The following is a 26,654-nucleotide window of genomic DNA, read 5'->3' on the forward strand; positions in this document are numbered from 1 at the left end:
TCAGTCGTTCAATTACTTTCCAAAATTTCGATAGCCCACCCACACGCGCCGGAGAAGATAACCCAACGCCGCCGCAAGGACCAGTGTACGCAGCACCGGGAGGCGGGTGATCAGCCATGCGGCGAACAGTGCGAACGCCGCCGCCAGAATCCACCAGTCGTATTTCGAGACCGGGAGTCCCATCTACCGTTCGCTCGAATAGTTGGGCGCCTCGCTCGTGATGGCCACGTCGTGGGGATGGCTCTCCTGCATGCCCGAAGCCGTGATGCGGATGAAACGGGCCTGCTTGAGCGCCTCGATATTCTTCGCGCCGCAGTAACCCATGCCCGAACGGACGCCGCCGATGAGCTGGTAAACCGTCTCGGAAAGGGACCCCTTGAACGGCACGCGCGCGGCGATGCCTTCGGGAACGAGCTTGCTGATGTTGCCTTCGCAGCCCTTCTGGAAATAGCGGTCGGCCGACCCGGCCTTCATGGCGTCGATCGAACCCATGCCGCGGTAGCTCTTGAACTTGCGGCCGTTGAAGATGATCGTCTCGCCCGGAGCCTCCTCCGTGCCGGCGAACATCGAGCCGATCATCACGCAGTCGCCGCCCGCAGCCAGCGCCTTTACCAGGTCCCCCGAATAACGCAGGCCGCCGTCGGCGATCACCGGAACGCCGCTCTCGCGGGCCACGCAGGCCACGTCGTAGATGGCCGTCAGCTGGGGAACGCCCACACCCGCGATGATGCGCGTCGTGCAGATCGAACCGGGGCCGATGCCGACCTTCACGCCGTCGGCGCCGTTCTCGATCAGGTAGCGCGCAGCCCCGCCCGTGGCGATGTTGCCCACCACGACGTCGAGCGACGGATAGACCTCCTTGATCCGCCTGAGCATCGAAACGATGTTGGCCGAATGGCCGTGCGCCGAGTCGAGCACCACGGCGTCGACATCCTCGGCGACCAGCGCCTTCACGCGGTCCATCGCGTCGGGCGTGACGCCGACGCCGGCAGCCACGCGCAGGCGGCCCTTCGCGTCCTTGCAGGCGTTGGGATGGTCCTGCACCTTGGTGATGTCCTTATAAGTGATAAGCCCCACCAGATGGCCTTCGTCGTCCACCACGGGGAGCTTTTCGATCTTGCTGTTGAGCAGTATCTCCTGGGCATGCGCCAGTTCGGGATTGTGCGTCGTCACGAGGCGGTCGCCGGGCGTCATCACCTCTTCGATGCGACGCGACATGTCGCGCTGGAAACGCAGGTCGCGGTTGGTGACGATGCCGATGAGTATTTTGTCCGCATTCACGACCGGAATGCCTCCGATACGGTTCTCTTTCATCAGGTTCAGCGCATCGCCTACGGTGTGGTCCTTGGAAATGGTCACCGGATCGTAGATCATGCCGTTCTCGGCGCGCTTCACCTTGCGGACCTGCGCGGCCTGCTCGGCGATGGTCATGTTCTTGTGGATCACGCCGATTCCACCTTCCCGCGCCAGGGCGATCGCCAGCGGCGCTTCGGTTACCGTGTCCATGGCGGCGGACACGATGGGGATGTTGAGAGAGATATTTCGCGAGAAACGGGTCTGGACATTGACCTCTCGCGGCAACACTTCCGAATAGGCGGGTATAAGCAGCACATCGTCGAAGGTAAGTCCTTCGGGCTGAACCCTTTCATTGATAAAAGACATAATGAACGTGGATTTTTGTTGCTCGCAAATGTAGTGATTTTTTTCGAAACGGCCTAATTTCCGGCCCGATCCGTCGATTTTTTTTCAACAATTTGTCAGGAGGTTCAACGGACGGTTTTTTTTCGTATCTTCGGTTTCCGAACCACCCCATCGACTCCGAAATGAAAAGACCGCTGCTATTCCTGCTGACCACCGCCCTCACGGGCTGCGCGCCCCGCCACTCCGTCTCGGGCCGGATCGCCGGACTGACGAACGACACGCTCCAAATCGCCTCCTGCGCCATCGCGGACATTCCCGACCTTGAGGACGATTCCGACGAACGGATCACCTACGACACGGTCGTCGCCGAGAACGGACGCCTGGCCTACGATATTTCCGTCGAACAACCGACGCTGCTGGTCATCACACCCGTTCAGCTCATGGAATCTTCCCGGGGAAAACGTTACTCCACCTACACCTCGGACATGAAATTGTTCCTCGCCCCGGGCGAGCGGGTGAAACTCAAAGGCCGGATCGACTCGACGGTGTTCGACTGCATGCTTTCGGGAACACGCCTCAACGAAGACCATAGCGAACATTACCGGGAACTACGGACATTCTGGATCGAGGGCGAACGGCTTCAAAACGCCATGGCCGGAAAATCCCGCACGGAACAGGAGGCGCTCTACGAGCAGTTCCAACAGGTGACGGACCGCCGCCGGGCCTGCGAAATGAATTATATCGCCGCCAACCCGGACAATCCGCTCGCAGGATATTGCCTGCGGCAGATCCCCGTCGACAGCGTACTCTCCTATTACGGACGGCTGGGCGATGCGGCCCGCAACTCGATCTTCCGCCCGCTGATCGGGCCGCTGCTTTCCAAAGCCGAAAAGCGCCGCCAGGTCCTGCTTGCGAAAACCCGGATCGTCCCCGGCGAACCGGCGCCGGACTTTACCCTCAAACGCCCGGACGGAACGGATTTCAGGCTCTCGTCGCTGCGCGGAAAATACGTCGTGCTCGATTTCTGGGGCAGCTGGTGCGGATGGTGCATCAAAGGATTTCCGGAAATGAAGAGACTCTACGCGAAATACAAGAACAGGCTGGAGATCGTCGGCATCGACTGCCGGGACACGCCGGAAAAATGGCTCGCGGCGATCGGAGAACACCAGCTGCCGTGGGTCAATGTCCGGAACCCGGAAGGTACGCCGTCCGCCGAAGACGTTTCGGTGAGATACGCCGTCGAAAGCTACCCGACCAAAGTGCTCGTCGATCCGGAGGGTCGTATCGTCGGGAAATTCGCGGGCGAAGGGCCTGACTTCTACGAAAAACTCGCCGAAGCGCTGAAATAAATGAAAGAGGTCCGACCATGCGGCCGGACCTCCTCATGTACGGAGAGGTTTAATACTGCTCCTTTTCGTTGGGGAAATCGCACTCCTTCACATCCTTGACATACTGTTCCACAGCCCCGGTCATCACCGAATGCAGGTCGGCGTAGCGGCGCAGGAAACGCGGCGAAAAACCTTTGTTGATGCCCAGCATGTCGTGGATCACAAGCACCTGGCCGTCGCATCCTCCGCCGGCGCCGATGCCGATCGTCGGGGTCGGAATCTCGGCGGTCACGCGCGCGGCCAGCGCCGCGGGAATCTTTTCGAGCACGATGCCGAAACACCCCGCATCGCTCAGCAGGTGCGCGTCGCGCAGCAGTTTTTCGGCCTCGGCCTCCTCCTTGGCGCGGACGGCGTAGGTCCCGAACTTGTGGATCGACTGGGGCGTCAGGCCGAGGTGTCCCATGATGGGAATGCCGGCCGAAAGAATGCGCTGAACCGATTCGAGAATCTCCTCGCCGCCCTCCATCTTCACGGCGTCGGCCTCGGTCTCCTTCATGATGCGGACGGCCGAGTCGAGGGCCACCTTCGAGTTGCCCTGATAGGTTCCGAACGGCAGGTCGACGACGACAAGCGCCCGCTCCACGGCACGCACGACCGAGCGGGCATGGTAGATCATCATATCGAGGGTGATGGGGACCGTGGTCTCGTAACCGGCCATCACGTTGGCGGCCGAGTCGCCCACGAGGATTACGTCGATACCCGCGGCATCGACGATCTTCGCCATCGAATAGTCGTAAGAGGTAAGCATGGCGATCTTCTCGCCCCGCTGTTTCATCTCCGTCAGGCGGTAAGTGGTCACCGCCCTGACAGTGCTTTCTACTGACATTTTTTCAGATTTTAGGTTTTACAACGCGGCAAAGTTAACGCTTCGGACGGATTTGGCAAAAGAAACTCCATAAAACGACGCCGCCCGACACCGAGACGTTGACCGAATGCTTGGTCCCGGCCTGCGGGATTTCGACGGCCCCGTCGCACAGGTCCACCGCCTCCTGCCCCACGCCGTCGACCTCGTTGCCGAAGACGAGCGCATACTTCACCCCCGGCGCGGCGCGGAACGCGTCGAGCATCACGGCCCCCTCGACCTGCTCCACGGCATAGACCGCATACCCTTCGGCGCGCAGCTGCGCGATGCACCCGACGGTCGAAGCGTGATGGCTCCACGGCACGGTCATCTCGGCTCCCAGCGCCGTTTTATGGATGTCACGGGAGGGCGGCACGGCAGTGATGCCGCAGAGGGCGATCCGCTCCACGGCGAAGGCGTCGCCCGTGCGGAAAAAGGCTCCGACATTCTGGGCCGAACGGACGTTGTCCAGCACCACCGTGACGGGCATCTTTTCCATCGCGGCGAACTCCTCGGGAGAAGGCCTGCCCAGCTCTTCGTTGGTGATTTTGCGCATAATGGATTCGGAACGGTTGATTTCGGGGGCAAAAGTAAATAAAATTAAAATCTTTTCCTTACTTTTGTCAGCTATATTCCGTTGATACCTATGAAAAAACTTTTACTCGTGCTCGCCCTTTCGGGATGCATCGCCGCAGGACACGCCCAGGAGATTCTGCTGGGAACCGATTTCAAAATGTATTTCGACAACAAGGAATTCGGCAGCAACGAGTTCGCCGTGCCGGGACTGGACATCGAATCGGGCACGGACTTCGCAGCCCGGCTGACGCCCCGCATCGGCATCCGGTGGGACGAGAAAAACACGCTGGTCATCGCCGCGGACATGATCAAAAACTTCGGATCGGCGGAATCGGCTTATCTTTCGGAGATCAAGCCCGTCTTCTACTACCAGTTCCGGACGCCCAAGGTGACGGCCGCGGCCGGTATCTTCACGCGCGACATGATGCACGACGACGACTATTCGACGGCATTCTTCTCCGAGTCGGAACGCTTCTTCCACAACCGCATGAACGGCGTGCTGGCGCAGTACAACGGCAAAAGGAATTCCTACGTCGAGTTCGTCTGCGACTGGGAGGGCATGTATTCCACCCTCTCGCGCGAAAAGTTCCGCATCCTGCTCGCCGGACGCCACTACCTCGATACGTTCTACTACGGGTTCAACTACTCGATGTTCCACTATGCGGGACAGCAGGGCGCGCCGATCGAAAACGTCGTCGACCTGCAGCTGCTCAACCCCTGCGTCGGCGTGAAGTTCAACGCCTTCTTCGATTTCGACATCAAACTGGGGGCTTTGCTCACGGCCCAGCGCGACCGCAGTTTCGGCCATTCGTGGGAAAAGCCCTGTATGGGTGAGTTCGCCTTCCGGATCAGCCGCTGGGGGCTGTCGCTCGACGAACGCCTCTACGTCGGGGACAACATCCACCCCTTCTTCTACGGACACGATCTGGAGAACACCGACGACACGACGACCCACATCCCCTACGGACGCGAACTCTATCCGGGCGAAAGTTTCTTCCGCACCGACCAGAAGGTGTACAGCCGCACGGCGCTCTCCTACCGCCGGTCGTTCTTCAACGACACGGTCTCGGTCCGCGCGGAGTTCGCCGCCCACCACGACGGCACGGCCCTGGGAACCCAGCAGATGCTGGTCGTGGGGGTGAAACTGCTCAAAACCGTTTACAACAGCAAGAATCATAAAAAATAATATGGCAAGCGAAACAAACGAAACACGGGAGAAGTCGCTGAACTTCCTCGAAGAAATCATCGAAGAGTCCGTCGCCAAGGGCGAAACGCGCGTACAGACCCGTTTCCCGCCCGAACCGAACGGCTACCTGCATATCGGTCACGCCAAGAGCATCTGCATCAACTTCGGCCTGGCGAAGAAATACGGCGGCAAGTGCAACCTGCGCTTCGACGACACGAACCCCGTCAAGGAGGACGTGGAGTACGTCGACTCGATCAAGCGCGACATCCAGTGGCTCGGCTTCCAGTGGGAGCTGGAGCGCTATGCGTCGGACTATTTCGACCAGCTCTACGAATGGGCCGTCGTACTGATCAAGAAAGGGCTGGCCTATGTCGACGACCAGACGCAGGAGCAGATTCGTGAGAACCGCGGCACGGTTTCCGTGCCGGGAACGCCGTCGCCGTGGCGCGACCGTTCGGTCGAGGAGAACCTCGACCTGTTCGTGCGGATGAAGAACGGCGAGTTTCCCGACGGGGCCAAGGTCCTGCGCGCCAAGATCGACATGGCCCACCCGAACATGCTGTTCCGCGACCCGATCATGTACCGCATCCTCCACACCGAGCACCACCGCACGGGCGACAAATGGTGCATCTATCCGATGTACGACTATGCCCACGGCCAGAGCGACTCGATCGAGCGGATCACCCACTCGATCTGCACGCTCGAGTTCGACGTGCACCGTCCGTTGTACGACTGGTTCATCCAGGCGCTCGACATCTTCCCGTCGCACCAGTACGAGTTCGCGCGCCTGAACCTCACCTACACGATGATGTCGAAGCGCAAGCTGCTCAAGCTCGTGCAGGAAGGCGCCGTGATGGGCTGGGACGACCCCCGCATGCCGACCATCTGCGCCCTGCGCCGCAAGGGCTACACGCCCGCCTCGGTGCGCAACTTCGCCGAGATGGTGGGCGTCGCCAAGCGCGACAACGTGATCGACCTCGGCAAGCTGGAATACTGCGTGCGCGAGGACCTGAACAAGGTCGCACAGCGCCGTATGGCCGTGCTGAATCCGCTGAAGGTGGTCATCACGAACTACGAGGACGACAAGACCGAGCTGTTCACGGCGATCAACAACCCCGAGGACGAAGCCGCCGGCACGCGTCAGGTTCCCTTCTCGAAGGTGATCTGGATCGAGCGCGACGACTTCATGGAAGAGCCTCCCAAGAAGTTCTTCCGCCTCTGCCCCGGCGGCGAGGTGCGCCTGCGCTATTCGTACCTCATCAAATGCGAGGAGGTCGTCAAGGACGACGCGGGCAACATCACCGAACTGCGCTGCACCTACGACCCGATGTCGGGCGGAGGTTCGTCGAGCGACGGCCGCCGCGTGAAGGGCGTCATCCACTGGGTGTCGGCCAAAGACGCCGTCGAGGCCGAAATCCGGCTGTTCAACCCGCTCTTTACGAAGGAGGACCCCGACGACGTGGCCGAAGGGCAGACCTGGGAGGACAACCTCAATCCCGAGTCGATGGTCAAGGTCACGGGCTACCTCGAACCGTCGCTGCGCGACATCCCCGTAGGCCAGGCCGTGCAGTTCGAGCGCGTGGGCTACTTCTGCCCCGACACCGACTCGACTCCCGGTCACCTGGTGTTCAACCGCACGGTGACGCTCAAGGATTCGTGGGCCAAGATCAACAAATAGAAGGGGTTTACACCAATAAAAAAGACATCCGGAAAATTCCGGATGTCTTTTTTTGCCATTTACCCTCCCATTTCACCGGATTTTGCCTACCTTTGGGTCCGGAAACGGAAACGGTATAATCGAATGCAGTTGTTATATGTAATAGGTATAGGGGTGCTGGCGGCGCTTTGTGTCCTCCTGGCCGTCCGCATCTGCCATCAGCGCCGGTACATCAGAGTAAGCGACCGGGTCAACGACCGCATATTCCGTAACGTAGCCGCCTACCTCCTGCTGGTCGATCCCGATTTCAACGTCCTGCGAACCAACTACTACTCGGCGACGGGCGCCACGCCGAAAGCCGTGCCGCCCAAGGTGGGCAACCTGCTGCGTTGCAAGAACGGCGAGGACGCGGGCGTCTGCGGCACGCACGAACTGTGCGCCGACTGCCCCGTCCGCGCAGCCATCGCCGGGGTGTTCCGTACGGAGAAAGGGTTCTCGGGACTGGAAGCTCCGATGGTGCTCTACACCTCCGACGACCGCACGACGACCGTCGACTGCGACGTAAGCGTGTCGGGGAATTTCCTCACCGTTGCAGGACAGCCCCGGGTGGTACTGACCGTGAGCGACATCACGGCCCAGAAACGCACCCAGCGCGAACTGGAAGAGGCCCGCACCCGCGCCGAAGAGTCCGACCGCATGAAATCGCTCTTCCTGGCCAACACGAGCCACGAACTGCGCACGCCGCTCAATGCCATCGTCGGGTTCTCGGAACTGCTCATGACCGACCCCGCACCTGCGGAGAGGCAGGAATACATGCGCATCATCCGCTCGAACAGCGAAATCCTGCTACAACTGGTGAACGACATCCTCGATCTCTCGAAGATCGAAGCCGGAACCCTCGACTACGAATATACGGACGTGGAACTCAATGCCGTCATGGAGGAGCTGGAAGGCGGTTTCCGCATGCAGCAGCCCAAGAGCAGCCCGGTGCGGATCACCTTCCACAGGAAATATCCCGCCCGCTACATCCGTACGGACCGCAAGCGGCTGATTCAGGTGATCGCCAATTTTTTGAGCAACGCCGTGAAATTCACCTCCGAAGGCTCCGTCAATTTCGGGTTCGAAATCCGCGGCGGGGAACTCTACGTCTACGTCGCCGACACCGGAACGGGCATCACCGAAGAACACCGGCGGCAGCTCTTCCAACGTTTCGTCAAGGCGGGATCGTTCAGGCAGGGCATCGGCATCGGACTGGCGATCTCGAAGTCGATCGTCGAAACGATGGGCGGCCGCATCGGCGTCGAATCCCAACCGGGCAAAGGCTCGACCTTCTGGTTCACGCTCCCCTATGGGCCGGAACAATAATCAGGGCCGTTTCCGCTGCAATTTCCAAACCGCTCCGCCCCTGCGCAGCGGAATAAAATACGCCTGTTCCTTCCAGGCCCCTCCGACCCACCAGGCATCCCAGCGCGACACCGAGCGAAACGCCCGCAGAGCCGCCTGCAACAGCGGGTCAGCCGGATCGCTGACAACAGGACTTCCCTTTTCCGACAACAGTCGCGCCCGGTCGATCCGAACCACCCGCCCTGTGGAATCGGCCGCAAAGACCACATACAGCGACAACAGATCGGGCGACTTTCCGACATGAAGGCTGTCGAACGCCGCGGCGACGCGCGAAACATTGTCCACCATCTCCACACCGCTCTCATACCGGCGGTTCCGATAGGCTTTCGTACCTCTCTTCACGCGCCCCTTGGACAGCATAGCAACCCATTCCCGCTCCAGATTCCGCTTAAATCCGTCGTGCTGGTAATACACCGGCTTCCCCGCGCCATAGCGGATTTCACCGCTGAACCAGTCGGCCCGGACACGCGATCCTTCAGCCGATTTCGGAAACAGTTCGGCCCCCGTAAAAACCGGATCGCCCTCCGTGGTCTCCACCCGTTCGAGCCACAACCGCCCCTTATCCAGCCGCCAGACACCGATATAGGCACGCCAGCAGGCCGTACTCCACGGCGCGTCGATCTCCTTCAACCGTTTTTCGAGCCGGACGAGCACGGCGGAATCCGCCTTCACCAGCGGCAAGGCGAACAAAGACATCGTATCGCACCCGACGATCAGCCGCTCGGCAGCCTGCCCTGTCGCCGACGCGCGAAAAGGCTGCAAAAAACACGCGACTGTCGACAGCAGAAGAGTTACACGTATCATAAGCGAGGGTATTTTTCAGAAAGAACCGCAAAAAACGAAGATCGCACGAGTCCCGCTGCGACAACTACATCGGCTCCGCGTCAGCGCATCATGCCGCCGAAGGTCCGCCGGCCGAAAAGGTAGCGCAGCACCACCGAGCCGCGGTAGATGTTTTCCGCGGCGGAACCCTTGCGGTTCGCGCGAATCTCACGCCGTTTGCAGGCCAGCGCCCCGTGCCAGCGGATGAAGTCGTACCAGGCGCGGAACACGGCGCGGAAGTTGTCCCGGCGGCCCTGCGCGAGGTAGGACAGCGCAGCGAGCAGGTCGAGCACCGGGCGCGCCGCGGCCACGAAAAGCCGCTGTGCGGGCGAGGCGCACTTGTAAAGCATGGCGAGATTATTCCGGTGATTGTAGAAAACCTTGGCCGGAGAATCGGTCTGGAGCGTGCCGCCGCCCAGGTGGTAGACCTTGCTCCGGGGCACGATCCGCACCCGGTAGCCCGCCAGCTGCATCCGCCAGCAGAGGTCGATCTCCTCCATGTGGGCGAAGAAATCGCCGTCGAAGCCGCCCAGCGCGCGGAACACGTCGGCCCGGCAGCAGAAAGCCGCGCCGCTCACCCAGAAAACGTCGCGCCCGTCGTCGTACTGGCCCCGGTCCTTCTCCACGCGGCGCAGGATGCGCCCCCGGCAGAAGGGATAGCCCAGATAGTCGATGAAACCGCCCGCGGCCCCGGCATACTCGAACTCCGTACGGTCGGCATAGGAGATCAGCTTCGGCGCGGCGACCGCCACGTCGGGATTCCGGTCCAGACAGTCGAGGATCGGCGCAAGCCACCCCTCGGGGGTCTCGATGTCGGAGTTCAGCAGCAGGTAATAGTCAGCCTCGATGTGCTCCAGCGCGCGGTTATACCCTCCGGCAAAGCCGTAGTTGCGGTCCATGCGCAGGACCGTGACCGACGGAAATCCGGCGGCGAGCACCGCGAGGGAGTCGTCCGTCGAACCGTTGTCGGCGACGATGACTTCGACGCCGGCGGGAGCTGCGGCCACGACCGACGGCAGGAAACGACGCAGGTGTTCCGCGCCGTTCCAGTTGAGTATGACGATTTTAGCGACCGGCATGAGTTCGTTTGTGCTTCCAGCGGCGATGCGACCACATCCACAGTTCGGGACACTCGCAGATCATCCGCTCCAACTTACGAACGTAACGCTGCGTGATTTCGTATTCGGCGACCTCCTCTTTGCCGTCGTAAATCAGTTCGAAGGACATTTCGTAGCGTCCCCGACGCAGGCGGTTCATCTTCACGAAGTAGACCGGAAGGTTGCAGCGCAGGGCCAGTTTCTCGCCGCCGTCGAAGAAGATCGTATCCTGATTGAGGAAGCGGAACCAACGGCTGTCGGGCCGCCGCGGGGGGTTCTGGTCGGCGATAAGCCCCATCACGAGGTTCTTGCCGTCGACGCCCTTGGCGCGGTTGCGCAGGTAGAAACGCAGACTCTCCTTCATCGAGACGGTCATCGAATTTTCGTAATTGCGCAACCGCCGGTAAAGCTCCTCCATCACCTTGCTGCGCAGCGGGTGATAGACGGCGACCAGCATCTGCGAACGCTCGTAAAGCCCCCAGTAGGAGCAGTACTCCCAGCAGCCGAAATGGGCCGTCATGGCGATCCAGTCGCGGCCGTGCACCGCTTCCACGTGTTTCTCCACGTCTTTGACCGTGAGCACCGTCCGGCCCTTCTCCTCGTTCATGTAGGCCATGTTGATCGTGTCGACGAAGATTTCGGACAGCGTACGGTAGAACCGCCGCCGGATAAGGGCCAGTTCGCGTTCGCTCTTCCCGGGGAACGAGTTCCGCAGGTTGGTCTTCACGACCTTCATGCGGTAGCGCAGGCAGTAGTAGAGCAGGCCGAAAAGCAGGTTCTCGACGACGTAGTACTTGAACCAATAAGGCATCACGGCGAACGCGCGCGCGCCCAGCCAGAGGGCCTCCAGCCAGAAACGCTGCAAAATGGTCAGATCGGTTCGTTTCATGCCTGCCGCCCGGATTAGGGTTCCACGAAAAGTTTGACGTTCTCGACCTTGGTGCGGATCTTCAGCCAGCGGGTCAGCGTCTCGCGGTCGACCGGAAGCGCGGAATCCCGGGGCGTCACCACGCACACGAGCGTCGTATCGCCGGGCGTGCCCTCGACATCGAAGGTGATGCCCTTGGTGAGCGAAATGGCCCCGATATTGTCCATCATGGCGCCCACTTCGCGCGAGATGTCGTTCACCTCGACGTTGGTCACCCGGTAGCGTTTCAGCTGCGAGGACATCTCGCCGATCCGGCGGTTCTTCTCCTCCAGCAGCTCCTGATAGCTTTTCTGGAGCGAAGCCACGTCGACCTTGTCCTCCGTGTTGGCCTGCCGGACGACCAGTTCGGCCTTCTCCAGCCCGAAGTTGCGCATCTGCGTACGGGCATTCTCGATCACCTCCTCGCCCAGCGGCTCGCCCACGAGCAGCAACTCGATCTGCGAGGGGTTCTTGCCCTGCGCGTAGTGTTTGTTGCATTCGATCACGCGGGTATGCGGAAAGTTGAAGACCTGCGACACGTATTTGTCGGCCACGGCCTCGAACACCGAGACGCGGACCATGTGGAAACCGATGACGACGCTCGGGATGAAGGTCACCAGCGTAATGACCATCATCAGCCGCTTGACCGTGCGTTCGCGGGTCTTGTCGATGAAGACCTTCTTTTCATATTGCAGGAAACGCACCATGGCGTAGGTCGCCAGCGCGATGAACACCGAGTTGATGAAGAAGAGGTAGAAGGCGCCGATGAAAAAGCGGAACTGCCCCGTGGCCAGTCCGAAGCCCGCCGTACAGAGGGGCGGGATGAGGGCCGTGGCGATGGCCACGCCGGGAATGACGGTCGACGTGCGGTCCTGCCGCGTCTGCGCCACGATGCCCGCAAGGCCGCCGAACAGGGCGATCAGCACGTCGTAGGTCGTAGGCACGGTGCGCGCCAGCAGCTCGCTGCTGTTCGACGAGAGCGGCGAAATGAAGAAATAGACCGTCGAGGTGATGATGGCGACGATGAACATCAGCGCCAGGTTGCGCAGCGACTTCTTGAGCAGTTCGAAATCGTTGATGCCCAGCGCGAGGCCGACACCCATGATCGGACCCATGATCGGCGAAATGAGCATCGCGCCGATGATCACTGCGGCCGAATTGACGTTCAGGCCCAGCGAGGCGATCATCGTGGCGAAGATCAGCACCCAGAGATTGACGCCGCGGAACTCCACGCCCTTCGAAATGGCGGCCACGACCTCGTCGCGCTGCGCCTTGTCCTCGTCGAGGCTGAAACGGCCCTTCATGAATTCGCGCAACTCCCCGAGCCACGCCGAAAACGAACGTTTTACCTTTTGTGTATCGTCTGTACGGTTCTCTTCCATCAATGTGTTTCGATTTGAGTTTACTCCTCCCCGTCCTCCCGGACGCGGCGGTTTTTGGGTTTTCCGGCCACGACGATCACGAACTCGCCCTTGGGTTCGGTCGTGCGGAAGTGTCCGAGCACCTCGGCGACGGTTCCGCGCACGGTCTGCTCGAACTTCTTGGTGATCTCGCGCGAGACCGAAACCCTGCGGTCTTCGCCGAAAACCTCGGCGAACTGCTCCAGACACCGGACCACGCGGTAGGGCGATTCGTAGAAAATCATCGTGTGCTCCTCGCCGGCAAGCGCCTGCAACTGCTTCATGCGCCCCTTCTTCTGGGGCAGGAAACCCTCGAAGCAGAAACGGTCGCACGGGAACCCGCTCTGCACCAGCGCCGGGATCAGCGCCGTGGCGCCGGGCAGCGTCTCGACCTCGATCCCCGCCTCGACGCACGTACGCACCAACAGGAACCCGGGGTCCGAAATGCCGGGGGTCCCGGCGTCCGACACCAGGGCGGCATTGCGTCCCGCGGCGATCGCCCCGGCGACCATCTCGACCGTGGCGTGCTCGTTGAACTTGTGGTGCGAGCGGAGTTTCTGCTCGATGCCGAGGTGCTTCAGCAGGAACGACGTCGTGCGCGTGTCCTCGGCGAGGATGAAATCCACCTCGCGCAGGACGTTCACCGCGCGCAGCGTGATGTCGTCCAGATTCCCGATCGGCGTAGGTACGATATAGAGTTTGGCCATCGCGTCAGGCGAATTTGCGTTCGAGCAGTTCCATCATGAATTTCGCGCCGTCCGAATTGGGATTCCAGGCGTAGTTCTCGGCGATGTGGATCATGCACTCGTCGAAATCGTCGAAGGCGTTGAGCTTCCCGATCGCCTCTTCATAGGCTTCGCCGTCACCGCCGAACAGATCGCGGATCAGCAGGAACTTGTCGTTGATGCCGATGGCCCGGCGGAGGTCGGTGACCGGCTCGCCGAGGCGCAGTTCCGAAGCCATGCCGCGCCGCGGGGCGATCGTGTCGGCCAGCGTCTGCACGTCGTGGTTGATCACCTCGCCCAGCACGGCCCCGGCAGGCGCCGCAGCCTCCTTCGTTCCGGATTGGGCCTCCTCCGGCTCTGCGGCGGCAGGCATTTCCGAAACGGGAACGGGTTCCGCCGCGGACTGCGGCCCGGACGTCCCGGACTGCCACCCGGAACTTGCGGACGCAGGTGCAACCGCCGGTTCCGCCGGTTCGGCAAAACCGGGACGGACAGCAGGTTCGGGTGTCGCGACGGGTTCGGGACGGACAGCAGGTTCAAACGTCGCAGCAGGTTCGGGTGTCGCTACGGGCGCGGGACGCTCCGCCGGTCTTTCCGCCGCTTCGGGCCTTGCAGGCTTTTCGGCGGGCGCGGGCGTATCGTAGAGCGACATGATGACGCGCTGTTTGTGGCGGTGGCGGACCGTCTCCTCCTCCAGCCCGAACAGCGTGGGTGCAATGTACTGGGGTTTCTCCGCCGGAGCGGGCGCCGAGACGGGCGCCGGAGCAGGTTCAGCCGCAGCGGCCGATTCAGCCACAGCGGCAGGTTCGGGTGCAGCGACCGGCTCCGCAGACGGTTCGGGCGCTGCAGCGGATTCGGGTTCTGCGACCGGACCGGATTCGGCGGCCGGTTCGGATGCTTCGGCGGCAAATGCGGCTTCGGGTTCAACTTCCGGTGCCGGTGCAAGCACGGATTCCCCCTCAAATTCCGGTTCGGAATCCGATATCGCGGCTTCCGGCATTTCAGGCCTCTCCTCATCGGCTTCCGTGCCGGCAAACACCCCGGCAGAATCGGATCCGACCGTCGTATCGGGTTCGGAAAACGGCTCCGCGGGCTCCGCCTCCGCTTCGAACGCGGGGGCGGAAACAGCATCGGAATCGGGTTCGAATCCGGTTTCGTCCGCCGGGTCGAGCGAAAGCACCGCTCCGAGGTCGATAGCTACGGGAACCGTTGCGGATTCCGCCTCCGCAGCCGGGGATTCCGGAACGGACTCCATCCCCGGAAAGCGCACCGCATCGTAGAGTGTCCGCAGTTTTTGCAGCGCCAGATCGCGTTCGAGGGCCGGAATCTCCCCGGAAGGCTCCCAGCCGTCGACAATCGCGGTCAGCTTGCGCAGTTCGGTACGTATCGTTTTCAAATCCATCATTGCGTACTGTTTTGACCTCCAAAGGTAGAAAAAATTTGTGAAAGCCCAGCCATTCCCCGGAACCTTTTGTCCGAAACATCTCCGAAGGGGATTTTCCGGGACATCCGGACCGTCCCGCCGGACACGGAAAAGGGAGCGGCGGCCGAAACCGCTGCTCCCTTTTCGGCGCCTCCCGCCCACGGCGTCGAGCCGCCGCGCCGGGAAACGAATCATTCGGTGATCCGGAAACTGCCGCCGAGCGTGCAGTCGGAGTCGTGCCCTGCCCAGACATGGTAGTCGCCCGGCTCCTGGCCCCATTTTTTGTCGAGACGCCAGAACGAAAGGTCGTCGGGCGTCAGCGTGAAGGTCACCTCGCGGCTCTCCCCGGCACGAAGCATCACCTTCCGGAAACCTTTGAGTTCCCGAACCGGGCGCGTCACACCGGACAGCAAGTCGCGCACGTAGAGCTGCACGACCTCCTCGCCGTCGCGGCCGCCCGTGTTGGTCACGCGGACCGACACGCGAACCTCGCCGCCGACGGCGGCTTGGGGCGTCAGCACCCGCAGGTCCGAATAGCCGAACGTCGTGTAGCTCAACCCGTAGCCGAAGCAATACTGCGGCGAATTGGGGACGTCGAGATAGCGTGAAGTGTATTTGTTGGGCTTGCCCGACCCGTCGGCCGGACGTCCCGTACTCTTCATGTCATAATGGATCGGAACCTGCCCCACCGTGCGGGGAAAGGTCATCGACAGGCGTCCCGAGGGGTTGTAGTCGCCCGACACGACATCGGCCAGCGCCTCGCCCGCCATCGTGCCCGGATACCAGGTCAGCAGCACCGCGTCGGCGAGTTCCGCCTCGCGGGCAAGCTCCATCGGGCGACCGGTAACAAGCAGTATGACAATCGGTTTTCGGGTTTGCTTCAAGCTTTCCAGCAGGTCACGCTGCGCGTCGGGCAGCGCAAGCGACGCAAGACTCGCCGCCTCGCCGCTCTCCCCCGCCTTCAATCCGAGCGCGACCAGCACCACGTCCGACTTCGCGGCCGCGGCCACCGCCTCCGAAATACCGCCTTCGAGGGCCTTGTGCGGGTCGCATCCGCGGGCATAGGTCACACGGTCGGCCCCGAAACGCGCCCGCAGTCCGTCGAGAAAGGTCGAGGTCCGGTCGGCCTCGGCGAAATGGACCCACGAGCCGATCAGGTCCCACCGCGAATCGGCGAAAGGCCCCACCAGCGCGATCCGGCTTCCCTCTTTCAGGGGCAGCACACCGCCGCGGTTCTCCAGCAGCACCATCGAACTGCGGGCCACACGGCGCGCGGCGTCGAGATGTTCCGGAGCGTAATAGCACCTCTCGCGCTCCTTCACCTGGCAGCGGAAAGGGTCGTCGAACAGCCCCAGGCGGAACTTCACGGCCAGCACCTCGCAGCAAAGGCTGTCGATCAGCGACTCCGGAATGCGTCCCTCCCGCACCAGTTCGGCGGCATAGAACAGGTAGGCGGCGCTCATCATGTCCATATTGACCCCGGCGCGCAGAGCCAGTTCGGCGGCCTGCCGGTCGTCGGCCGCGACACCGTGAGCTTTCAGTTCGCCGATCGTGCCGTAGTCGGTCACCACGAAGCCCCCGAAGCCCAGTTCATCGCGCAGCAGGTCGCGCAGCAGCCAGCGGTTGGCCGTGGCCGGAACGCCGTCGAGGTCGTTGAACGAGGTCATCACCGTCGCGGCCCCGGCATCGAGCGCCGCCCGGTAAGGCGGCAGGTAGCTGTCGCGGAAAACCCGCTCGGACATATCGACCGCATGGTATTCGCGCCCGGCCTGCGGAGCGCCGTAGGCGGCGAAATGCTTCACGCAGGCAAGAACCGACGAGGGGTCGGACAAGTCGCCCTGATAGCCCCGCACCATCGCTTCGGCGACACGCGCGCCCAGGTAGGGATCTTCACCCGCACCCTCGGAAACACGGCCCCAGCGGGGGTCGCGCGAAACGTCGCACATCGGCGAAAAGGTCCAATGGATGCCCATGGCCGAGGCTTCGCGGGCCGAAACGCGGGCCAGCGACTCGGCGGCGGCAGGGTCCCACGAGGCGGCGACGGCGAGGTTGATCGGGAAAATCGTCCGAAAGCCGTGGATCACGTCGGCACCGATCAGGAGCGGGATGCCCAGCCGGCTCTCCTCGACGGCGATCCGCTGCAACCGTTCGGTCTCCTCGAAGGACTTGATGTTGAACACGCTGCCGCACCGCCCTTCGCGGACCAGCCGTTCGACGGAAAGTTCCGTCTTGTCGGGTCCCGTGACGGCACCGCCTCCGCGCTGCTGGACCAGCTGCCCGATCTTTTCATCGAGCGTCATGCGCCCGACCAGTTCCGCGGCGCGCCGCCGGTCCTCGGGGGTGACGGGTTGTGCTGCGGCCGGAAACAGCAGCAGGGCCGCCAGCATGGTAAGAAGGGTTGTTCTCATCGGTAAAAAATTTGGAAAGACGTGCCGAAGATAGCGAAAATATCGCGAAAAAAGGCTCCGGAGCGGAAAAAACCGGTTCCGCCCGAAGCCCTTCGCAATCGCGGCAGCACTACTCCTTCACGCAGCGCATGCCGTAGGCCGTGGTCATCTTCCGTTCGTAATAGGTCCCCTCGGCCGTGGCGTCGCCCGCCTTCCAGTCGTACATCGGGAGCGGCTTGCCGCCGGCGAGCGTCGACGAACAATAGGCTGCCGAGCGCCCCGGATAGTGGATGCGGCCGTTATCTCCCCTGCGGAACATCGTCGACGGACCGATGAGGGTTCCGCCCGAATCGAGCACATACCAGCGGCTGTACGTGTCGCCCGAATCCTGGTTCTTGGCGGCGTTGCCGTCCACGTAGGCAAGCAGCGACTGCCATTCGGCCGCCGTCGGAACCCGGTATCCCACCGGGCAGGGATCGTTCAGCCCCTTGCCGCCTTCGGTCCAGCCTTCGGACATCGCCGCGGAGGACCGGGTATAGAAAGTCGTCGGATTGCCGTTTGCCGCCGCGGCGGTCATCTCCCCGCCGCTGACCTGCCAGCCGGCGGTGCGGGAGGCGTTGAAAGCCACCTCGCGCGTCATCGCGCCGAAAGCGTCGGGATATTCCGCATGCCCCTCGTAATACTTGTTCTTCGAGAGGACCTTCGCGCCGATGAACGGCTCCTTGCGGCCCCACTGGTAGAACAGCCCGTAGGAGCGGAAATCCTGGACACAGGCCTTCGGATCGGCCGAATGGTATTCAGCCCCGACATTACGGTCCTGCCAGGCGATACCGCCGACGGTCACATCCGAAGGCATCTTGTCCACGACCCAGACCAGCCAAGACCAGACGACCTCGCCCCCGGCGTCGAACAGCGCGACCAGCCCGCTGCCCTGCTTCGACTTGGCCGCAGTGCAGGTGATTTCATTCCGGGAAGCGTCGTAGCCGAGTCCCGAAAGCAACTCCGCGTCGGTGGTCCAGACCCAGTCCGCCGACGCGCCCTTCACATACGAGCCGTCGGTGCGCCGCGCCGGGAACGCACGGGTTTCACCCGCCCGGACCACGACCGTATTCGCACCCGTCGACCGCTGCATGACGGTCACCCGCTGCGGTTCGACGCCCTCCATTTCGGAGGAGAAGGTCAGCGTCGCGCTGCGCGGGCGCAGGTCCTCGCCGTCGTCGGTCAGCAGCAGTTTGACGACCGTGCTTTTCGTCCCCTCGGACTGCGACACGGCACACCAGTCGGTCGCGCCCTCGACTTTCCAGGCCACGGACGCACGCAGGTTCAGGGCCGGTTCGCCCCCGGCGCCGTAAACGGTTATATCGGCGCCGTTCTCCGCCAGCACGAGGATCGGCTCGAACTTCTCCTGCGTTACGGTCACGGTGTGTTTCTCCTCGCCCGCGGCGTAAAAATGCACCGCAGTCGTGCGCTCCTCGGGCAGGAAACTCTGGTCGACCGTCAGAACGATCTTCTTCGTGTGCGAACCTTCGGCGACGTTGGTGCGGCACCAATCGTCGTCGCAGGAGACCGTCCACGGCGAATCGGCCGTGATTTCGAGGACGCTGCGACCCCCGAACATATCGAACGTCACGTTGTCCTCGAGCAGCGAAAGGTTGGATTCGGCGACCTCGGGATCGTCGCTGCACGCCGCACAGCAGGCGACTGCGGCGGCGGTCAGAAATAGGAAAAATCTTTTCATCGTTCAGGTTGTGTTTTTTAAGGTTTTGTTCGGATGTCGTATTCACCAGGACACGGACGATTCGTAGGTATGCCCGAAACAGTCGGTGACCCGCACCCTGCCGCCCCGCTCACTGCCCGGATCGGTCCGGAACATGTGCCACGTATCGGTCGGCGTCCCGCCGCGCGCGCCCGTCGCCAATACATCTTCGTAGTAAGGGTCGGTACGCTGCGTCCGCTCCATCGCCACGGCCTGCCCGCCCGAAGCGGGAATCCACTCCACGGCGCTCCAGGCCGTGTCATAGCCCCAGACATTGGCGTAGACGCAGGCCGAATTGGTACGCCCGGGCGCATAGAGGCGCATCTGCATATCCCGCTTTTCGCCAGCGGACTTGTAATACCACGAGAGCTGTTCGCCGTCGACCTCGACCACGGCATAGCCGCGGGGCGTACCGTCGCAGTTGACGTCGCCGTTGATGAACAGGTCGCCCGGCGTGCGGGCGATGCAGTGCATGACCTTGCGTCCGTCGTCGTAACGGTAAATGTCATGGTAGTGCTTGTGTCCCCCGAAGGCATGGACCTTATAGGGGCTTATCGCATCGAGGAAACGCTGGAAATTGCGGTGGTTGCGCGCTGCGGTGTTCTTCGTGTGGCAGAGAATCGGGCAATGGGACGAGACGACGAGCGTACCGCCCGCCGGGACATGGCGCAAGTCGGCTTCGATCCAGCGGCAAATTTCGTCCGTAAGGCCGATCGTATACTCCTCCTCGGCGGTCGGCGCATGGTCGAAAAGGATGTTGTCGAGGAACAGATAATGGATTTTCCCGATGTTCACCGAGTAGTTTGCCGGGCCGAAATAGCGCTCGTAGCTCTGCAAGGCGAGCGAGTCGGTCAACTCGGCCGGGTCATGGTCGTGGTTGCCCGGCAGGCTGAAGGTCGTGAAGCCGAGCGTCTCCAGCCCCTGACGGTACTTCGGGAAAAGCGTCATATCGTTCCAGACCAGGTCGCCCAGGCTGACTCCGTACACCTCCGTCGGAAGTCCCTGCACGGTTTTCAGCACGTCGGGAACGACATGATCGAGATAGGAACCCACCGACGTGTTATCGGCAGCCAGCTGAATGTCGGCCATAACGATCAGCGAATGACGGTCGGCCGGGGTCTTGCGCCGAGTCAGCGTGAAGTCGGCCCGGTTGACGGCCTGTTTGCGATCTATTTTGCGGTAGAACCGCGGACAGCCCTGCGTGGCGGGAATCTCGCAATCGGCTGGCACGGAGACAAAAACGAAATTGCGCCGCGCAAGGTCGGAGGCTAAATAGTAGATCCCCCGTTCGTCGGTCGCCGTCACCTCCAGTCCGTCGCTCACCACAACCCCGGCAATGGCATTTCCGGCGTTGTCCTTCACCATTCCCTTCACCGTCATTCCGGCCTTATCGGGGATCTGCCCGGCAGCCGGGCCGTCGCCGCCGCCACCCTCCGAGGAGGAGCAGGCCGCAAGGACAAGGACGACAAGACACACCGGCAGAATCCGTATGTAGAATTTCGACATGTTTTTTTGCATTGAGGGATGCGGAGGGGGTTGAGCCACCTCCGCATCACGGTTATTTCATTACGACCCGGATGATCACGCTGTTCTTTTCGGGACGCACCTTGCCCTGATCATCCGCCCTGACGGAAAGCGGCAGCACATAGGAGGAACCGATGCCGTCGGCAAGCATCGAAGCGGCGTCGAAGCGGATTTCGGTGCGGTTCATGATCCTGTCCCCCGACAAGCGCACTTCGGGATCGAAGGCGAAATACCTGTCGGGCATCACCTTCAGTTCGAGTCCGTTTTCCATGTTATAGACATCGAGCACGGAGGGGTCGACCACCAGTTTCACGGTGATTCCGTCGTCATTGTAACCGCCCTTGTAAAGATAGAGATCGTAAACGCACGCCTGGCCCGAAGCGGCATCGTATTCGAGGACCTGGAAATCGTTCTTCGGGATGCAGACCATAGTGTCCACCGTCTCGTAGACGACGTAATCGTCGCCGCACCCTACGGCTCCCAGCAGAAGCAGGAGGCATATCGCAAGATTCTTCATCGCAATCGGATTTTTAAGGTTAGTAACCGGGATTCTGCACGAGGTTGTAGTTGATGTTGATTTCGCTCAACGGAATGGCCATCCAGTAGGTCTTGGGGGATTCGAACGTGCGTACGCCGCTCTCCTTCATCGTGGAGACCGTGTAGAAATCCTCGGCCGTCCTGCCGTCGAGGTTCCACGCCTTGGGACGCCGGGACATCGCTTCGCCCGCCTCTTTCCAGCGGCGCAGGTCGTGGTAGCGCATGCCCTCCATCAGCAGTTCGACCGAACGTTCCTGATGCAGCACCTTGCGCAGTTCGTCGCCGGCAGGAATACCCCCGGCCAAGGCCCACGAATCCTTGAAATCGGGCAGCCCCGAGCGGCGGCGGACCAGATTCAGGTAATTGAGACTCGCATCGCTCAACGACCCGTTGTACTCGAAATCGGCCTCGGCATAGCTCAGGTAGAGTTCCGCAAGGCGGATGTAAGGATAGGCGTACTTGCGGTAGGTCCACGACTTGGTGTCGTAGTTGAAGGCCGACTGGCGGTGAATCCACTTCTTGAGAATGTAGCCCGTACAGCTCTGGTACTCCTTCGAGGCGTCGAGCACGCTGCCCTGCATCTCGCCGGCGCGGCATTTGAGAATGAACTCCTCGCCGTTGATGGCGTACTTGCCGCGGTCGTAGCCCACCGACGCATAGAAGCGCGGCTCCTTGTAGACATGGAGGTTGGCAGTCTCCTTTTCGGCATTGTAGGCATAGGGGTCGAGGTGCATGGTCTCGGGGTCCCTGTCCCACGGCAGGCCGTTGTGCGTGTAGTACATCTCCACGCACTCGAACGTCGGAACGATGTTGATGCAGAAGCCGTCGGTGCTGTACGGCAGTTTCAGGCGCGCACCGCCGTAACGTTGCAACTGCTCGATGCCGGTCTGGTCGCCCATCGCCCAAAGGTACTCGGTCGTGTTCCAGAGCGGTTCGACGAAGCAGTCGTGGTAGTTGATCTCGCCGCGCTCGGCTGCGGTTGCAGCCGCAGTCGCGTTCGGGCTTTCGTAGAGCCTGTGTCCGTTGTCCTCGGCCAGCGCGATCGCTTCCCGGCAGGCGTCGAGCGCCCACTTCCACTTTTCGGGATTGTAGGTCCGGCTCATCAGCGGCGTGCCGTCGTTGTTGCGGAAACGCGCGTAGAACTCCGCATTGCCGTTGAAGAGCGGACTGGCGGCATAGAGCATCAGCCGGGCCTTCATCGCCTTGGCCGCCACCGAGGTAGCGCGTCCGAGGTCGGCATCGGGACGCGTCGGATACTCGTGCAGCAATTCGGCCGCGCGGTCGTAGGTCTCGGCGATGAACGTCACGCATTCGTCGAACGGGCTGCGGGCCACGTAGACCTCCTCCTCGGGAAGCCCCATGTCCAGCTGCCCCCTGACGAGGATGACCGGGCCGTAGTGGGTCAGCAGCACCCAGTGGTAATAGGCGATCAGAAAATAGGCTTCGCCCTTGAACTCGTCGGCCACGGAGGGCGAGATGCCCGGGACTGCGTCGATGTTGTCGATCATGATGTAGCAGTAGCGGATGCCCTTGTACATGTCGTAGTTCGTGCGCCCGGACGGGGAAGAGGTCGTCGCGTCCCACAGTCCGTAATAGGTCTGGCTGGCGTTCTCCTCGTTGTAAAGCATGCTCTTGTAGGGGAAATAGCGGGTCTGGCCGTTGGTGGCGGTGATGATGTCGTCGCCGGCGCAGAAGTCGGGCATATACCGGTAGGCCGCGATGTTGGGGGCGTAGGTATAGAGCGTGTTGAGGTATTTGCGGGCCTCCTTGGAGGTTTTGAATATGTCGTCCTGTGTCGCCTGCCCCTCGGGAACTACATCGAGGAAATCGCACGAGGCGAGCGCTCCGGCACAGGCAAACAGCAAAATGTAGATGATTCTTTTCATGTCGCTCGAATTTTAGAAGTTATACTGAAGGCCGAGTTTCACCACGCGCTGCAACGGATATTTCAAACCGTTGCCGCTGCCCATTTCGGGGTCCCAGTACTTGAAGGGCGAAATGACGAACAGATTCGTGCCGGCCAGATAGGCGCGCAGGCTTTTGTAAGTGAAACCCAGTTCGACGCTCTTCAGGCGCAGGTAACTGCCGTTCCTGATCCAGAACGACGAGGTCTGCGTGTTGTTGGCGTTGTAGCGGTAATCCAGGCGCGGATAGGCGGCATTGGGATTGGGATCGGCTTCCGACCAGTGGTCGTCGGCAACGTATTGCGTCATGTTGAAACCCGAATACTGATTGTCGCGGAACGGATGCATGTCGTACATGCGCAGCGAAACGCGCGCCGTGCCCTGGAAGAAAAACGAGAAATCCCAGCGCTTGTAGTTGACCGAGGCGCCGAAACCGTACATGATTTCGGGCACGGTGGGATAGCCCAGCGACGTGCGGTCGTTGGCGTCGATCACGCCGTCGCCGTTCAGGTCGCGGTATTTGATGTCGCCAGGCAGATAATCGGGCATGAAGGTCTGCCGGGGCGAGTTGTCGATCTCCTCCTGCGAGGCGAAAAGGCCGTCGGCGACCAGTCCGTAGACCGAATTGACGGGCTTGCCCAGCACGGAGTTGTAGGCGTTGGGCAGGTACTTCGCCTCGTCGCGGGCCTTCACCTCGTTGTGCGCATAGGTGAACGTTCCGCGCACGGAGACCAGCAGGTCCTTGCTGAACGCCTTGTTGTATTCGAGCGAAACGTCGACGCCGCGATTCTCCACCTCGCCGAGGTTGCCATAGGGCGTGACACCCGAAAGGCCCATCGTAGAAGGCAGCGAACGACGCTGCATGAAGATCCCGGTGCGGTCCTCTTTGTATACGTCGACATTCAGCGTCAGGGCGTCGAACAGCCCCAGTTCGAGACCGATGTTGAGCTTGGTGCTCTCCTCCCACGTGGCCAGGGGATTGCCCACGGTCTTGATCTCGTGTCCGGTCTGCTTGACGAAGTTGGGCGAAAACCACACGTAGAGCGCCTTGTTCATGTTGACCGTCGTGAGGTAGGGAAAACGGACGATGTTATTGCTGCTGTCGGCCAGGTAGTCGTTGCCCGAAAGACCGTACGAAGCACGGATTTTCAGCAGGTTCACCTTGCTGCGGATGCCCTCCCAGAAGGGTTCGCTCGACACGACCCACGCTCCGGCGATCGACGGAAAGAATCCGAAACGATGGCCCGATATGAAGTTTTCCGAACCGTTGTAGCCGAAGTTGAACTCCATCAGGTAGCGGTTGTCATACCCATAGGTAAAACGTCCGGCGAGGCCCTGCTCGCGGTAAGGAAGCACCTTGTACTCATCGTTGGTGGGCTGGTTGTCGACCTTCTCTTTCTGGTGGTAGACGAACAGGGCGTTGATGTCGTGGCGGCCGAACGTGCGCGAATATTCGACCTGCCCCTGCAACGAGATCTCACGGTAACCGTTACGCCCCGTGGAAGTTCCCAGATAGGACGATCCGGCCGCGCCGATGTTTTGCAGGTTGTAGTCGAAAGTCCCGTCGCCGTTGTCGGTATAGTCGGTCATTTCGTAGTAATAGGGAGAAAACGAACGGTAAGTCGCCGCATAGGTCTTGTTGTAGAACGAGACCATGCCCCGGACCTTCAGTCCTTTGGTGACGAAATCGAGGTCCTGGTCCACCGAGAAGGTCGTGGTGATGTACTGCGTGTGGCGCTGTCCGTATCCGCGGCTCAGCAGGGCGTAAGGATTGATGTCCGTGGAACTGCCGTCCCACGAGGGCGCATTACCGAAAATCGGATCGTCGAGATCGTCCACGGAGCCTTTGGGATAGATGGCCGGGAAAGCGACCGGATTGGCGCGCATCGTATAGTAGAACAGGTCTTTCACCTCTTCGACGGGACGGTGCCAGAAAAGCAGCTGCGTGTTCATCTTCAGGCTCACGCGGGTCGTCCGGGTGAGCTGTGCGCCGACGTTGGCCTGGAAGAGGTATTTCTGCGAATTGATGTTGGTGTTGAATTTCGACTCCGCGGGTTTCTTCAGGATACCGTTTTCGTTGAAGATCGAAGCATTGAGGAAATAGTCGACCACCTTGCCGCCGCCCCGCACGTTGAGATTCATGTTTTCGTTGACCGTAAAATCCTTGAAAAGCATCGAATACCAGTCGTTGTCGGGATAGACGTAGGGATTGAGCCGGTTGCGCGTGCCCGCGATCTTCTCGTCGGAAAAGCGCGGCACATAGGTTTCGCCCGCCGGGGTGCGGGTGCGCAGCGCCTCGTTGTAGTTCTCCATGTAGGTCACGCCGCCGGCGATGTCCTGCACGCGCGTAGGCATCGAAATGCCCGATTCGAGACGAACGTTGATCGCCATCTTCTCCGACTGGCGGCCGTTTTTGGTGGTAATGATCATCACGCCGTTGGCGCCGCGCGAACCGTAGAGCGCCGTGGCCGTGGCGTCGCGCAGGATCGAAAACGACTCGATCGCCTCGGGCGGAATGTTGTTGAGCATCTCCGAGACGATCTCCACGCCGTCGAGAATCAGCAGCGGCGATTTGTTCGCTCCGAAGGTCGAGATGCCGCGAATCCAGAAATTCGCACCGTCGGCGCCGGGTTCGCCCGACGACTGGGTGGAGATGACGCCGGCGATCTTGCCCGCGAACGAGGTCGAGAGATTGCTCGACGTAACCTTGAGCGTACTGGGACGCACGACCTGCACGGCTCCCACCAGGCTCTCCTTCTTCTGCGTGCCGAAAGCCACGACCACCACGTCGTCCATGACGTTCGACGCCTCGATCAGCGTCACGAGCTTGAACAGTTCGACATCGGCGACGGCGATCTTCTTGGTGTCGTAGCCCAGGAAAGCGAAGGTGACGTGTTTCGTCCCCGCCGGCACCTTGAGGGTGTAGTTGCCGTTGATGTCCGAGGTGGCGCCGATGGTCGTCCCCTCGACATAGACCGAAACACCGACAATGGGCTTGTTGTCGGCCGAAGAGATCACCGTACCCTGCAGGACGATTTCCCTACCGGAACTGGCGGCCGGGAGGGGGGGGGAAACGGCGGCGTTCTTACGGGCGGGCGCTTTCGAGATGATCACCTGGTTTTCGCGCACCCGTCCGGTCAGCTCCGTCCCCTTCAGGACGGCGGAGAGCAGTTCGTCGATAGTCGCCGACCTGACCGAAACCGAAACCCGGCGGTCGAGCAGCGGCCGCACGTCGTCGGTGTAGATGAAGGCGTAACGGCTGGTCCGCTCGACCTCCGCAAAGACGCTCGACAGCGTTGCGTCCTTCATCTTCACGGTCAGCGACGACTTGGCCCCGGCGTCCTGCCGGGAGGCCCGGACGGGCTGGAGATTCACCGGAAGCAACAGCAGCGCCGCCGCGAGAATCCGCAGCATACGGCATGTCGAGCCACTCCTCACAAAGAAAAGTTTCTTCATAAGTAACAGAATTAAGGTTAGTA

At 61.5% G+C, this 26,654-nt stretch carries 20 protein-coding genes; 4 read left to right on the top strand and 16 right to left on the bottom strand.

Annotated features, from left to right (window positions below; genetic code table 11):
• Positions 1-12 precede the first annotated feature (12 nt).
• Positions 13-183, bottom strand: coding sequence for a hypothetical protein (locus tag ACGHP5_RS00765; protein ID WP_015546571.1), 171 nt, complete (start codon positions 181-183; stop codon positions 13-15).
• Entirely contained in the window at positions 184-1,662 is a 1,479-nt protein-coding gene (gene guaB, locus ACGHP5_RS00770) for an IMP dehydrogenase (RefSeq protein ID WP_290531624.1), read from the bottom strand.
• 161 nt (positions 1,663-1,823) lie between these two features.
• Between guaB and ACGHP5_RS00775 the strand changes: the two genes are divergently transcribed.
• A complete protein-coding gene (locus ACGHP5_RS00775; protein ID WP_337757687.1) occupies positions 1,824-2,990 on the top strand; it encodes a TlpA disulfide reductase family protein in 1,167 nt (388 codons plus the stop codon).
• Between the two features lie 49 nt (positions 2,991-3,039).
• Here the strand turns inward: ACGHP5_RS00775 and panB are convergent, their stop codons facing one another.
• Positions 3,040-3,855, bottom strand: a complete 816-nt coding sequence (gene panB / locus ACGHP5_RS00780) for a 3-methyl-2-oxobutanoate hydroxymethyltransferase (RefSeq protein WP_290531626.1) — start codon at positions 3,853-3,855, stop codon at positions 3,040-3,042.
• A gap of 34 nt (positions 3,856-3,889) precedes the next feature.
• Positions 3,890-4,426, bottom strand: coding sequence for a TrmH family RNA methyltransferase (locus ACGHP5_RS00785; RefSeq protein WP_290531627.1), 537 nt, complete (start codon positions 4,424-4,426; stop codon positions 3,890-3,892).
• A gap of 90 nt (positions 4,427-4,516) precedes the next feature.
• On the opposite strand from ACGHP5_RS00785, the gene ACGHP5_RS00790 reads away from it, so the two are divergent.
• The 3 genes from ACGHP5_RS00790 to ACGHP5_RS00800 all read left to right on the top strand — a co-directional run bounded on the left by ACGHP5_RS00790 (position 4,517) and on the right by ACGHP5_RS00800 (position 8,654).
• Positions 4,517-5,632 carry a hypothetical protein gene (locus ACGHP5_RS00790; protein WP_390567850.1) on the top strand — a complete coding sequence of 372 codons (1,116 nt, stop codon included), beginning with the start codon at positions 4,517-4,519 and terminating at the stop codon, positions 5,630-5,632.
• 1 nt (position 5,633) lies between these two features.
• Positions 5,634-7,310: a glutamine--tRNA ligase/YqeY domain fusion protein gene (locus ACGHP5_RS00795; protein WP_290531629.1), complete on the top strand. Its 1,677-nt coding sequence runs from the start codon at positions 5,634-5,636 to the stop codon at positions 7,308-7,310.
• Positions 7,311-7,433: 123 nt separating this feature from the next.
• A complete protein-coding gene (locus ACGHP5_RS00800; RefSeq protein WP_337772100.1) occupies positions 7,434-8,654 on the top strand; it encodes a HAMP domain-containing sensor histidine kinase in 1,221 nt (406 codons plus the stop codon).
• On the opposite strand, the gene ACGHP5_RS00805 is transcribed toward ACGHP5_RS00800, so the two are convergent.
• The 12 genes from ACGHP5_RS00805 to ACGHP5_RS00860 form a co-directional block, all read right to left on the bottom strand.
• Positions 8,655-9,497 (bottom strand): hypothetical protein, encoded by an 843-nt coding sequence (locus ACGHP5_RS00805; protein ID WP_390567851.1) that lies wholly within the window; start codon positions 9,495-9,497, stop codon positions 8,655-8,657.
• Between the two features lie 80 nt (positions 9,498-9,577).
• On the bottom strand, positions 9,578-10,594 hold the full coding sequence (locus ACGHP5_RS00810) for a glycosyltransferase family 2 protein (protein WP_337772104.1): 1,017 nt from the start codon (positions 10,592-10,594) through the stop codon (positions 9,578-9,580).
• Positions 10,581-11,501, bottom strand: a complete 921-nt coding sequence (locus ACGHP5_RS00815; RefSeq protein ID WP_337756086.1) for a lysophospholipid acyltransferase family protein — start codon at positions 11,499-11,501, stop codon at positions 10,581-10,583. Before ACGHP5_RS00815 ends, ACGHP5_RS00810 begins: the two co-directional genes overlap by 14 nt.
• 14 nt (positions 11,502-11,515) lie before the next feature.
• Positions 11,516-12,901 carry a TIGR00341 family protein gene (locus tag ACGHP5_RS00820; RefSeq protein ID WP_290531634.1) on the bottom strand — a complete coding sequence of 462 codons (1,386 nt, stop codon included), beginning with the start codon at positions 12,899-12,901 and terminating at the stop codon, positions 11,516-11,518.
• A gap of 20 nt (positions 12,902-12,921) precedes the next feature.
• Positions 12,922-13,626, bottom strand: a complete 705-nt coding sequence (gene rsmI, locus ACGHP5_RS00825; protein WP_290531635.1) for a 16S rRNA (cytidine(1402)-2'-O)-methyltransferase — start codon at positions 13,624-13,626, stop codon at positions 12,922-12,924.
• A gap of 4 nt (positions 13,627-13,630) precedes the next feature.
• The gene (locus ACGHP5_RS00830; RefSeq protein ID WP_390567852.1) at positions 13,631-15,049 is read right to left on the bottom strand and encodes a hypothetical protein; all 1,419 of its coding nucleotides are present in this window, start codon (positions 15,047-15,049) and stop codon (positions 13,631-13,633) included.
• 209 nt (positions 15,050-15,258) lie between these two features.
• Entirely contained in the window at positions 15,259-17,475 is a 2,217-nt protein-coding gene (gene bglX / locus ACGHP5_RS00835; RefSeq protein WP_390567853.1) for a beta-glucosidase BglX, read from the bottom strand.
• Positions 17,476-17,584: 109 nt separating this feature from the next.
• The gene (locus ACGHP5_RS00840; protein ID WP_337772112.1) at positions 17,585-19,192 is read right to left on the bottom strand and encodes a BACON domain-containing protein; all 1,608 of its coding nucleotides are present in this window, start codon (positions 19,190-19,192) and stop codon (positions 17,585-17,587) included.
• 42 nt (positions 19,193-19,234) lie between these two features.
• Positions 19,235-20,716, bottom strand: a complete 1,482-nt coding sequence (locus ACGHP5_RS00845) for a calcineurin-like phosphoesterase C-terminal domain-containing protein (RefSeq protein WP_390567854.1) — start codon at positions 20,714-20,716, stop codon at positions 19,235-19,237.
• 52 nt (positions 20,717-20,768) lie between these two features.
• On the bottom strand, positions 20,769-21,251 hold the full coding sequence (locus ACGHP5_RS00850; protein WP_390567855.1) for a DUF1735 domain-containing protein: 483 nt from the start codon (positions 21,249-21,251) through the stop codon (positions 20,769-20,771).
• Positions 21,252-21,270: 19 nt separating this feature from the next.
• Positions 21,271-23,157 carry a RagB/SusD family nutrient uptake outer membrane protein gene (locus ACGHP5_RS00855; RefSeq protein WP_337756092.1) on the bottom strand — a complete coding sequence of 629 codons (1,887 nt, stop codon included), beginning with the start codon at positions 23,155-23,157 and terminating at the stop codon, positions 21,271-21,273.
• Positions 23,158-23,169: 12 nt separating this feature from the next.
• Positions 23,170-26,631 carry a TonB-dependent receptor gene (locus ACGHP5_RS00860; protein ID WP_390567856.1) on the bottom strand — a complete coding sequence of 1,154 codons (3,462 nt, stop codon included), beginning with the start codon at positions 26,629-26,631 and terminating at the stop codon, positions 23,170-23,172.
• Positions 26,632-26,654 lie beyond the last annotated feature (23 nt).

The sequence above is a fragment of the Alistipes sp. i18-0019-D1 genome (assembly GCF_042852885.1).
Classification (GTDB): domain Bacteria; phylum Bacteroidota; class Bacteroidia; order Bacteroidales; family Rikenellaceae; genus Alistipes.

What these genes read in the sequence shown, in the direction of transcription:
- guaB (WP_290531624.1), bottom strand. Translation starts at nt 1,662, where the DNA reads ATGTCTTTTATCAATGAAAGGGTTCAGCCCGAAGGACTTACCTTCGAC.
- ACGHP5_RS00765 (WP_015546571.1), bottom strand. Translation starts at nt 183, where the DNA reads ATGGGACTCCCGGTCTCGAAATACGACTGGTGGATTCTGGCGGCGGCG.
- rsmI (WP_290531635.1), bottom strand. Translation starts at nt 13,626, where the DNA reads ATGGCCAAACTCTATATCGTACCTACGCCGATCGGGAATCTGGACGAC.
- ACGHP5_RS00855 (WP_337756092.1), bottom strand. Translation starts at nt 23,157, where the DNA reads ATGAAAAGAATCATCTACATTTTGCTGTTTGCCTGTGCCGGAGCGCTC.
- ACGHP5_RS00805 (WP_390567851.1), bottom strand. Translation starts at nt 9,497, where the DNA reads ATGATACGTGTAACTCTTCTGCTGTCGACAGTCGCGTGTTTTTTGCAG.
- ACGHP5_RS00830 (WP_390567852.1), bottom strand. Translation starts at nt 15,049, where the DNA reads ATGATGGATTTGAAAACGATACGTACCGAACTGCGCAAGCTGACCGCG.
- panB (WP_290531626.1), bottom strand. Translation starts at nt 3,855, where the DNA reads ATGTCAGTAGAAAGCACTGTCAGGGCGGTGACCACTTACCGCCTGACG.
- ACGHP5_RS00785 (WP_290531627.1), bottom strand. Translation starts at nt 4,426, where the DNA reads ATGCGCAAAATCACCAACGAAGAGCTGGGCAGGCCTTCTCCCGAGGAG.
- ACGHP5_RS00840 (WP_337772112.1), bottom strand. Translation starts at nt 19,192, where the DNA reads ATGAAAAGATTTTTCCTATTTCTGACCGCCGCCGCAGTCGCCTGCTGT.
- ACGHP5_RS00800 (WP_337772100.1), top strand. Translation starts at nt 7,434, where the DNA reads ATGCAGTTGTTATATGTAATAGGTATAGGGGTGCTGGCGGCGCTTTGT.
- bglX (WP_390567853.1), bottom strand. Translation starts at nt 17,475, where the DNA reads ATGAGAACAACCCTTCTTACCATGCTGGCGGCCCTGCTGCTGTTTCCG.
- ACGHP5_RS00775 (WP_337757687.1), top strand. Translation starts at nt 1,824, where the DNA reads ATGAAAAGACCGCTGCTATTCCTGCTGACCACCGCCCTCACGGGCTGC.
- ACGHP5_RS00845 (WP_390567854.1), bottom strand. Translation starts at nt 20,716, where the DNA reads ATGTCGAAATTCTACATACGGATTCTGCCGGTGTGTCTTGTCGTCCTT.
- ACGHP5_RS00815 (WP_337756086.1), bottom strand. Translation starts at nt 11,501, where the DNA reads ATGAAACGAACCGATCTGACCATTTTGCAGCGTTTCTGGCTGGAGGCC.
- ACGHP5_RS00850 (WP_390567855.1), bottom strand. Translation starts at nt 21,251, where the DNA reads ATGAAGAATCTTGCGATATGCCTCCTGCTTCTGCTGGGAGCCGTAGGG.
- ACGHP5_RS00820 (WP_290531634.1), bottom strand. Translation starts at nt 12,901, where the DNA reads ATGGAAGAGAACCGTACAGACGATACACAAAAGGTAAAACGTTCGTTT.
- ACGHP5_RS00795 (WP_290531629.1), top strand. Translation starts at nt 5,634, where the DNA reads ATGGCAAGCGAAACAAACGAAACACGGGAGAAGTCGCTGAACTTCCTC.
- ACGHP5_RS00860 (WP_390567856.1), bottom strand. Translation starts at nt 26,631, where the DNA reads ATGAAGAAACTTTTCTTTGTGAGGAGTGGCTCGACATGCCGTATGCTG.
- ACGHP5_RS00790 (WP_390567850.1), top strand. Translation starts at nt 4,517, where the DNA reads ATGAAAAAACTTTTACTCGTGCTCGCCCTTTCGGGATGCATCGCCGCA.
- ACGHP5_RS00810 (WP_337772104.1), bottom strand. Translation starts at nt 10,594, where the DNA reads ATGCCGGTCGCTAAAATCGTCATACTCAACTGGAACGGCGCGGAACAC.